Source organism: Candidatus Frankia nodulisporulans, from assembly GCF_902806475.1.
GTDB classification, from domain to species: domain Bacteria; phylum Actinomycetota; class Actinomycetes; order Frankiales; family Frankiaceae; genus Frankia; species Frankia umida.
The window spans coordinates 1-9,303 of record NZ_CADCWS010000177.1 but is presented as its reverse complement, the minus strand read 5'-3'; the positions used below and the strand labels follow the sequence as shown (position 1 = coordinate 9,303).

The window sequence follows — 9,303 nt, the reverse complement described above, 5'->3', positions numbered from 1 at the left end:
CAAGCCTACGACACGACAATCCCTTAACCTACGGCCATTGGGGCAGGCACTGGGACGGACACCGGAGCAGGTAAAGAGGCCGCCCAGCTCGGGGGGTGCCGGGCGGCCTGTAAAGATGATGACATTTTTCGGGTGCCGGACACAAGCCCACCGGCACGATTCGTCGTTCAGGTCGGTGACGGCATATCCCGCTGCATTAGGCAGAGCAACAGCCCGGAACCGCCATTGAGGTAGATCTCGGCCGGTCGGATCCCGTCGGGCCCGAGCTGCTCGACCGGGGTCTGGGCGGCGAGTGCGGCGCCGAGCGCGGCGACCGGGTCGTCCACCTGGTAGCCGATGGAGAACAGCCCCTCGCCGCGCCGCTCGATCGCCTCGCGGGCCACCGTGTGGCCGGCGGTCGGCTCGACCAGCCGGACGAGGCCGGAGCCGAGCCTGCCCTCGGCGACCAGGGTGCCCGCGAGCGACACGGCCCGTCCCCTGCGCCACACGGTGCCGGCCAGTTCCCGGGTCTGCCAGATCTCCACGCCGAGGGTGACCGTGTAGATCTCACGGGCCGCCTCGATCGCGGTGACGGCGATGTCGAAACAGTGGAACGTCAGCCCGCCCAGGAGCACGTCGATGGCGGCCGCCCCGGCGCCGGTGGTGGGCGCGAAAACCCGAGGCCGGTCCGGCTCGACGCCCGCCGGTGGGCCGCCGCGGGATACGCAGGCGCGACCCAGAAAGGCCGATCCGGTCTTCACGAACGTCCCTCCGGGTTTCACCGGTACCGCGTGCGCGGCGGTATCACGTCCTGCCGGTGTCACGTGCCGCAGGTATGACGTCCCACCGGTCTCGCGTCCCAGTGATGTCCGGGAAGCGAAGCAGATCGTAGCGCCGACGTCCACGGTCCGGATCAGGCCGGCGCGAGTCGGCGGATCTGCTCGGCGATCGTGTCGACATCGGCGTATGTCAGGCCGACCAGCCCGACCTGCTTCCACCGCACCACGCCGTCCGCGTCGATCAGGAAGACCGAGCGGCGAAGCCCAAGACCGACCATGGCGATGCCGTACTTCTTCGCCGCCTCGCGCGCGGTGTCGGCCAGCAGCGGGAAGCCGAGCCCCTGGTCGCGGGCGAAGGACTCGTGGCTGTCCAGATCCTGCGGGCTGATCCCCCACACCGGGGCGCCGAGGCCGCGGAAGACCTCGATACCGGCCGCGTAGGAGCACATCTGCCGGGTGCAGACCGGGGTGTTGTCCCCGGGGTAGAAGGCGAGGACCATCGGGTGGCCGCGCTGGGCGGACAGTGAGTACTGGTCATCGTGGCGTTCACCGTCGACGATGACCAGGCCAGGCAGGCTGATCTCGGGCGCCGGTTGACCCACATCGGGCGTGGCCATGCTGGGTGCTCCCTCCGCCAGCCTGTCCCGTCTGGCCAGGCTGGCTTCTGTTTTCGCAACAGTAGCGGTGCTGGAATGGGCGGGTCAGAACTGGGCACGCACCGGCCGGTCCCGACGCAGGCCGCCAGATCAGAAACCCACCGGTACCGCGTCGCCGGTGCGGGCCTGCAGCTTGTCGAGGTCGTAGTCGTACCAGCGCCGCATCGAGGCCGGTGAGCTGCTGCGGCCCCATTCGTACATCCGGCGCTGGGCCTCGAAGGACCCGTCGTGCCAGCGGCGCAGCACGTCACCGAGCTGCAGGGGAGTTGGCAGGAACTCCGCGTTGCCAAGCAGCCCGGCGAGGCGCTCGACCGCGGCCGACGGGGTCAGCCGGCCCTGCTCGACCTCGACCATCACCGCGGACAGCGCGGCGAACAGGGGCTGGAACTCCGGCAGATCCGGGCAGAAGGTGCCCAGATGCGGGGCGTCGAGCAGCCGGTCGAACAACGCGCGGTCGCCCTTTTCCAGATAGCCGAAATAGGTGCCGGTGATCTGGGCGATGCCCATGTTCCAGGCCATGAACCAGACCTTGGACCACGCCCGCCAGAGATCGAAATCGCGGAACGCGACGTAGGAGCCGTGAACGAGCTGGTCGTTGACGTCCAGAATGGTCTGGTTGAGCGTGTCGAGGTAGGCGAAGCGTTCGGCGGAAAGATCGCCGTCGTCGAGCGCGGCCAGCAGGGTCGGCGCGAAAGCGTAGATCACCTGCATCGTGTTGGCCATACCCCGGGAGAACAGCGCGTCGATGGCGCCGGCGGCGTGGCTCATCATCGCCCACCGGTCGCCGACCGTCCGGCTGGTGGAGTACTGGGTGCGTCCGGTGGACACCCAGTCCCACGCCGGGCGCGCGGTGGCGAACTGCCGTCCCACGCTCGGGAAACGTTCGAGGAACGTGGCCCATTCGTCCTCGGCGGAGCGGCCCGGATCGTGCGGGAAACGCTGGCTGTCGAGGTTGAGCCCGACACTGCACAGCGGATTGGTGGCGCAGCGGTGGTTGTCGAACGGGATCACCCACATCCAGCCGCCGTCGAAGATGTGGTGCAGCGTGCCCTGATGCCAGCGGGTGGGCTGGCCGCTGGGCGTCGTGACATCGTCGAACGGCGTGACGCCGACCATGTGGGTGAACAGGGTGCGGGAGTTCGTGCGGAACCGGCACGGTTCCTCCCGCAGACCGAACGTGTTCGCCAGCACGGAGTTGCGGCCGGACGCGTCGACGACGTACCGCACCCGCAGTGTCTCGCCGGAGCGGGTGGTGAGGGTCGCGGCGTCCGCAGTGAACTCGACCCGCTCCACCATCGTCCGTTGGCGGGGCGCCGCGCCGTAGCGAACGGCGGTGTAGAAGAGGTAGGAGTCGATGTCCTGGCGATGCATGTGCATCTCCGGGCCGTTCGGGAACTCCGCGACGCTGCACTGGGTCACCTCCTCCGGGTCCTGGACATGCCCGTCGCGGTGGTAGACGAAGCCGAAGTTGCGCTTGACTCCGCAGGCTGACGTGACATGCGAACGCACCCCCTCGAAACTGCTGACATGGGCGAGTTCGGGCACGTCGAACCGCTCCGCCAGCAGCTTGAGGAGATAGGTCGTCTCGCCGATCGTCGATTCCCCGAGGGCGAACCGGGGATGGCTGCCGCTGTCGACCAGCACCACGCTGTGACCGTGCCGGGCGAGGATGTTCGCCAGCGTCGATCCGGCGATGCCGCTACCGAGGATCGCGACTGAATAGTCGTATCCGATCATGATGAGGCTCCTGAACGCTGCAGGAAGTGGGCCGGGCGCACCTTCCATCCCACAAAGATCACAATAATTACACCTGGTGCACAACTGGCACCTAATCATCTCTATGGATGGCGGTATGGGTGAACGCGGGACCAATGCCTATCGGTCAGCGCCTGTACAGATATGTACCTTTAGTAGAATTTATTGCTTTTTTTGCTATTTGATTTGCTGGGGGTCACGGGGGCCCGGTTGGACGACACGAACCTCGATGAGACGTACCGATCGCCAGTTGACCAGCATCGTGCGGCCGTCGGCGAGATGAAGCTGCTCCACCTCGCAGCGGAAGACCGCCTGGGCGACCCGGCGACGAAGCTCGTCCGGATCGGTGTCCGCCGGTAGGGGGAAGGGCTGTCCGTCGATCACGATCTGCACTTCCACCAGCCGACAGTCGCACGCGTGTTCGACGATGGCAAATGTCGGGGTGGCCTGATCGGGCGTGGCTGATCGGCGGGGCCGGCTGGTCGGGCGGGGCCGGTGTGGCCGGTTCGGGCCGGACCGCATCTGGTCAGCCTGGGTCTGGCCGGGATCGGCCGGGCATGCGAGGGTACGTGAGCGGCCAGAGCCGTCGGTGGACGTCGCACCAGCGGGCGTCCCATCGGCGGGCGTCGCTCGGGCGGGGAGGAGCGCGGATGGGTGGGCAGGCGAACGCCGTCCGGGACGTCGCCCTGACCGGGCCGCGCACACCGCTCGCCCGGCTGTTCGACGACGCGCTGCTCGGCGCGGGTGCCACCGCCGACGTCAGTGAACGGGTGCGCGCCTTCGTGGCGCTCGCTCGTTGCTACCAGCAGCCGGGGCGGCACTACCACACGCTGCGTCATGTCGCGGAGGTGACGGCCGCCCTCCGGGTGCTCCTGGCCGCCGAAGGCCGGGCCGGCGACCGGTACCTGGCACCCGCCTGCATCCTCGCGGCCTACTTCCACGATGTGGTGTACGACCCGGCCCTGACCGACAACGAGCGATGCTCGGCCGAACTCGCCACCCGGGTGCTGGCGGAGCTGGGCTGCCCCGGGCCGGCGGGTGCCACGGTCGCCCGTCTCGTGCTCGCCACCGCCTCACACGGGTCGCACAGTCGGGACGAGGCCCTGGTCAACGACGCCGATCTACGTGTCCTCGCCCGCGGACCCGCCAGCTATGACGTGTACGTGCGCCGGGTGCGCCGGGAGTACGGCGGTTTCGATGACGCGCAGTGGCGCCGAGGTCGTGCCAGCGCGTTGCGCCACCTGCTCGAGGGGCCGCTCTACTCCACGGGGTGGGCGCGGCGCCGGTGGGAACCGTCGGCCCGGCTCAACCTGGAGCGTGAGCTGGACGGCCTGACCACCCGAGGTTCGGACACCGGGCGAGGCTGAGCACCAGGCCGGGGCGCGGCCCGGTCCCAGGGGGCGGCTTCGTCCCAGGGTGTAGTCCCGTCCCAGGGCGCGGTCCCGTCCCAGCGGTCGGTGAACGTCGGTGCGGTGCGGTCGGCGGTGGCGTCCGGCCGGGAGCGGGTGCGGATGCTGCCCCGGCTGGCCGGCGGCCTGGGTGACCCGCCGCCCGTCGACGACGGGTAACGCCGGGCCCAGGCGGTCGCGAGAACGCAGGCCAACAGCAGTCCGCTGATCACCGGGCCGGCACTGAAATCGGTCGGGTCCGGTTCCAGGCCGGGCCAGGCCACCGCGTACAGCCCCAGGGAGGCGGTGCAACCCGTGGCGGTGGCGCCGAGATGGTGGCGGCACAGAACCGGCACCCCGACGAGTCCCGCGGCGGCGGCGACGTACCCCAGCACGGTCGCCGCGAGCAGGACGGCGCCCAACGTCCATCCGAGGGCCGCGGGCAGCCAGCCGAACAGGTGGGTGTCGCCGTTCCAGCGGTACCGTTCGCCCGGGGTGCCGGTCGGCGCCCCGGGCCAGACCAGCAGATGAACCAGGCCGTAGCACAGCAGGACGGCCCCGCCGGCGGCGGCGGACAGCCGACGCAGCAGGTCCAGGACAAGCGGTTGGTCCAGTAGACGAGGCGTGCTCACGGGGACTGCCGATCCGGCGGCTGCCGCGGTGGGCTGGGCTGGTTCGAGGCCGGCTGCTCCGGTGCCGTCCGCGCCGAGTCCCGGCCGTGCGGGATCGTGGCGGACTCGATCGTGTCCATGTCGGCGGTCTCGAGCCCACGCGGCGGACAGCTGGCGGTGAGCGGGTCCGTCTCGAACATCCATCCCGGTTCGGCCGGCGACCAGGACAGCGCCTGGGCGGCGTCGTCCGCTGGACGGCCTCGCGGCGGGCTGCTCACCGGCGGGCTGCTCACCGGCGCCGCCAGGGCGACGGCGGCATCCGTCCGGTACGGACGGTCGATCCAGAGCGGCTCCAGCCCAAGAAGGGTGTCTCCGGGCAGGGCGACGTCGAGCCTGGCCGTCTCGGTGCGGACAGCGGTCGGTGCGAGCCCGCCGACCGAGGCCGACTTCTGCGCGGTGGCCGGCCCCCCACCGGTCCCGCCGGGGGACGGATCTCCGCCGATCACCGACATCCTGGCTGGGGGCGGTTCCCGGCCCGGTTCTGGTCGCTCCTGCGGTGACGGGTCGGACGCGGATCCGTGCGGGGTGGCCGCCGCCACGATGGGCTGGGGGGCGGTCGGTGGGTCGGTGAGGGCGGTGGCACCGATCGCGGTCGCGGCCGCGAGTATCGCCGCGCCGAGCACCGGATCGAGTTCGGCCGGCACGGCCCGAAGGTCCAGCAGACAGCAGCCCTGCTCGACCCGCCCGAGAACGGCCGGCTGACCGTCGCGCAACGGCATCGCGATCACCGCGTCGACGGCTACCGCGGCGCTTGGCAGGTCGTAGCCACGCAGAGCATGGCCGCCGGCCGGCCCGGTGGCCGACTCGTCGACGCAGGCGCGGCTGGCCACCGCGGACGCGGCGATCCCGGCGTGGCGCAGCCACCGGGCGAGCCGTTCGGCCCGGGCCACGAGATGTTCGGGTCGGGTCCGCAACGCTTGGCGCACCGGCGGTTCATGGCGCAGCGTCGCCTCCAGCGCGGCGAGGGTCAGCTTGCCGGCCTGGCCGGCGCGCGACAGCGGATGGCGGCGCATCCGGTCGATCAGGCCGGCGTGGCCGAACAGCAGACCGCACTGCGGGCCGCCGAGCAGTCGGTCCCCACTGGCCAGCACCACGGCCACGCCCTGGTCCAGCCAGGTGGTGACATCCGGCTCGGTGGGCAGGTGGGGCTCTGGGCAGAGCAGCCCGGACCCGCTGTCGCCGACCAGCGGGACGCCGAGATCGACGCACAGTTCGGCGAGATCACCCAGGGCGGGGCGATCCGTGAACCCGATCAGCTGGTAACCGGGGGTGTGCACGCGCAGGACGACGCCCGTCTGTGGGCCGATCGCCCGGGCGTAGTCGCCCAGGGTGGTGCGGTTGGTGGTGCCGACCTCACGCAGCCGGGCGCCGGTGGTCGCCAGCAGGTCCGGCAGGCGCAGGCCGTCGGTCGTCTCGCCGAGTTCGCCGCGGCTGACCACCACCTCCCGTCCCGCTGCCAGCGCCGCCACGGCGAGGACGAGGGCCGCCACCTCGTTGTTGACGATGTGCACCGCGGCCGCGGCCGGCACCGCCGCGGCCAGGGCGGCGAGCGCGCTGCGACCACGACGGTAGCGGCGGCCGGTGGCCAGGTCGAACTCCAGGTCGATGGTGCCGGCCGCCAGGTCGAGGGCGGCCCGGGCCGCCGCGGACAGGGGCGCGCGACCGAGCGCTCCGTGCAGCAGAATCCCCGTGGCGTTGATCACCGGACGGAGACCGGTGGCCTCGCGGGCACGCGGCATCGGCGCCGGTACCGGATCCTCGGCGGCGCCGAATGCGGGAGAGGCCAGATCATCCATCACTTCGCGTAAATCTAGTACTGCGAAGCGTGATGTCCACGGGTGAGGCCGGCGTGGTGGCGTGTCCTTTCGTGTGCCGTCCGAATGTCCAGGTGGCGGGGACGTGAACTGATGCACCACATCCGCCAAGCGGGTAGCCTTCATCCCTGAAGGCGAGTAGCCCCGTCGAGTGCGCTTCTCCGCCAGGCTGGCGGTGGAACCGACCTCGACCCGCGCGTCGACATACTGGCGCCCGTGCGCGGCCCGTCATGGGCCGGCCCGCGGGTTCCCGGCGCTCGGGCCCGGCTGTGCGCGGCCTGGTGGGCGAGACCTTCGACACGGCAGTCATGCCGGGTCGAAGGCGTACCCCGCTCACGACCCGGCCTTACGAGAGGTTCCGGCGTGAGGATCACCGCGGTACTGGTCACCTTCGGCGTCATCGTCCTCGCCGAGCTTCCGGACAAGACGATGGTCGCGAGTCTTGTGTTGGGCAGCCGGTTCAGGCCGATCTACGTCTGGGTGGGGGTGGCGGCCGCCTTCCTCATCCATGTCACGGTGGCTGTCGCGGCTGGTAGCGCGTTCTCCCATCTCCCGGGCCGAATGGTGGACGGGATCACGATGGTGCTCTTCCTGTTGGGCGCCATCCTGGTGTTGCGCGAGGGCCGCGACGACGACAAGCCCGAGACGAGCGACGCTCCCTCCAACGCCGAGGGCACGACCAACCCCGAGGGCACGCTGACCAGCGACAGCGCGGGGCCGGCGGGATCGGCCACTCCCGCGGTGGTGGCCGAGCAGCCGGCCGCCACCAGGAGCGCCGGTTCGACCACGTTCTGGCGGGTGGCGGTCACCTCGTTCGGCGTTGTCTTTCTTGCGGAGCTGGGCGACCTCACCCAGATCACCACGGCCAACCTGGCCGCCCGTTTCGACTCGCCGGTGAGCGTCTGGCTGGGCGCGCTGCTGGGCCTGTGGACGGTGGCCGCCCTCGGCATCGCCGGTGGACGTGGACTGCTCCGACTGCTGCCGATCTCCATGATCACCCGAATTGCCGCGGGGGCGTTCCTGGTGCTCGCGGTGATCTCGGGGATCGAGGTGCTGCGCGGGTAGCCGGCTGGACGGCTGGCCACCCCACGACCGGACGACTCAGCGGCTCGGCGCCTGCCGCGCGTCCCGACCCGAACCGGCCTCGCGCGGCGGGATCGGCCAACGCGGATCGTCAAGCCCGAAGACGAGCACGACCTCCGCGTCCGAAGCGAAATCGACGAGCCGTGCGGCCGGGGGAAGCGCCGCCAGCGCCGGCCACAGCTCGGCCACCGGCGCCCCCTCCGGCGCGACGACGACGTACCTCGAGCCCGACGCGCCGCCGCTGCCATCGGGGACGAGATCGACGGCACCGGCCGCGGCATCACCTCCGTTCGTCTCGGCGAGCAGCCCGGCGAGGCGACCAGCCTCATCGGGCGTGAGCCGCAGCAGAGCGGGGGAGGCGCCGGGCAGCCGGACGACGAGACCGACCAGGCCAGCGCCGGAACCCGGCGGGCCGCCGGGCCGCCGGGCAACGGACCGCCGGGCAGCGGACCGACCGAGACGGCGGCGCCGTCCGACCGGCACAGGAACGTGACGACATCAGCGGGAGCAGCGCCACCGCGGGACCAGGGCGGGTTGATGTCCATGCGAGGACGTTCTCATGGGATGACATGTCATCCCATCCCGTCTGGCGGGGAGAGGCGGAGGGCAGGCGGCGGGCCGGGTGGGGCGCTGATGTGAGACAGGCCGCGCCGCGGTGGGAATCTGAGGGGTGTGGGAGTGGGAGAGCACGGGTAGGCCGGCTTCATCGTGCTTGACAGGAGTGCGACGCGCAGTGGGAACGGTCCGGCCTGTATCCCGCGGTGCCCATGCCATCCGGTCGGGCGGAGCCATGGAACCATCTGTGCGGGTCGAGGTGACTGGGAGCGACACGATCGTCGTGCACCCTGTGGGCGACATCGACTACTCCTCGCTGGATCCGCTGCGTGAGTCCCTGCTGGATGCCCGGGTCGCCGGAGTCAGGGACATCGTGGTCGACCTGGCCGAGGTCAGCTTTCTGGACTCGCAGGGACTCGCGGTGATCCTGTTCGCCCATCAGCGCCAGCGTTCGGCCGGTGGCCGGCTGGCCCTGCGACATCTCAACGAGGACACGAACCGGTTGCTGCACGTCACCAACCTGACCACGGTCATCGCCGTGGATGACGATCTTCCGGCGGTCTCCGCGGCTTCGGCTTCGCCCGCCGGGCCGGCCCCGGCACCGGGACTGGCCCGGCCTCGTG

10 protein-coding genes are annotated in these 9,303 nt (G+C 71.0%); 3 read left to right on the top strand and 7 right to left on the bottom strand.

Annotated elements, in window-relative coordinates:
- Positions 1-167: 167 nt before the first annotated feature.
- From G6R24_RS15075 to G6R24_RS15060, 4 genes are all read right to left on the bottom strand, one after another.
- Positions 168-740 carry a VOC family protein gene (locus tag G6R24_RS15075; protein WP_225438560.1) on the bottom strand — a complete coding sequence of 191 codons (573 nt, stop codon included), beginning with the start codon at positions 738-740 and terminating at the stop codon, positions 168-170.
- A gap of 152 nt (positions 741-892) precedes the next feature.
- Positions 893-1,375: a peroxiredoxin gene (locus tag G6R24_RS15070; protein WP_163549882.1), complete on the bottom strand. Its 483-nt coding sequence runs from the start codon at positions 1,373-1,375 to the stop codon at positions 893-895.
- A gap of 129 nt (positions 1,376-1,504) precedes the next feature.
- Positions 1,505-3,151, bottom strand: coding sequence for an NAD(P)/FAD-dependent oxidoreductase (locus tag G6R24_RS15065; RefSeq protein ID WP_163549881.1), 1,647 nt, complete (start codon positions 3,149-3,151; stop codon positions 1,505-1,507).
- 195 nt (positions 3,152-3,346) lie between these two features.
- On the bottom strand, positions 3,347-3,553 hold the full coding sequence (locus tag G6R24_RS15060) for a hypothetical protein (RefSeq protein WP_225438559.1): 207 nt from the start codon (positions 3,551-3,553) through the stop codon (positions 3,347-3,349).
- 266 nt (positions 3,554-3,819) lie between these two features.
- Between G6R24_RS15060 and G6R24_RS15055 the strand changes: the two genes are divergently transcribed.
- The gene (locus tag G6R24_RS15055; RefSeq protein WP_163549880.1) at positions 3,820-4,536 is read left to right on the top strand and encodes an HD domain-containing protein; all 717 of its coding nucleotides are present in this window, start codon (positions 3,820-3,822) and stop codon (positions 4,534-4,536) included.
- On the opposite strand, the gene G6R24_RS21690 is transcribed toward G6R24_RS15055, so the two are convergent.
- Both G6R24_RS21690 and selA read right to left on the bottom strand, forming a co-directional pair.
- The gene (locus G6R24_RS21690; RefSeq protein WP_192029138.1) at positions 4,428-5,189 is read right to left on the bottom strand and encodes a hypothetical protein; all 762 of its coding nucleotides are present in this window, start codon (positions 5,187-5,189) and stop codon (positions 4,428-4,430) included. The two genes, G6R24_RS15055 and G6R24_RS21690, sit on opposite strands and share 109 nt — an antisense overlap.
- Positions 5,186-7,024 (bottom strand): L-seryl-tRNA(Sec) selenium transferase, encoded by a 1,839-nt coding sequence (gene selA / locus G6R24_RS15045; protein ID WP_163549879.1) that lies wholly within the window; start codon positions 7,022-7,024, stop codon positions 5,186-5,188. Before selA ends, G6R24_RS21690 begins: the two co-directional genes overlap by 4 nt.
- A 381-nt stretch (positions 7,025-7,405) precedes the next feature.
- Here selA and G6R24_RS15040 point away from each other — a divergent pair, with 381 nt between their 5' ends.
- Positions 7,406-8,107, top strand: a complete 702-nt coding sequence (locus G6R24_RS15040) for a TMEM165/GDT1 family protein (RefSeq protein ID WP_163549878.1) — start codon at positions 7,406-7,408, stop codon at positions 8,105-8,107.
- Positions 8,108-8,143: 36 nt separating this feature from the next.
- On the opposite strand, the gene G6R24_RS15035 is transcribed toward G6R24_RS15040, so the two are convergent.
- The gene (locus G6R24_RS15035; protein WP_225438558.1) at positions 8,144-8,608 is read right to left on the bottom strand and encodes a hypothetical protein; all 465 of its coding nucleotides are present in this window, start codon (positions 8,606-8,608) and stop codon (positions 8,144-8,146) included.
- 319 nt (positions 8,609-8,927) lie between these two features.
- Here G6R24_RS15035 and G6R24_RS15030 point away from each other — a divergent pair.
- On the top strand, positions 8,928-9,303 hold a 376-nt coding region (locus G6R24_RS15030; protein ID WP_420840664.1), incomplete at its 3' end, for an STAS domain-containing protein.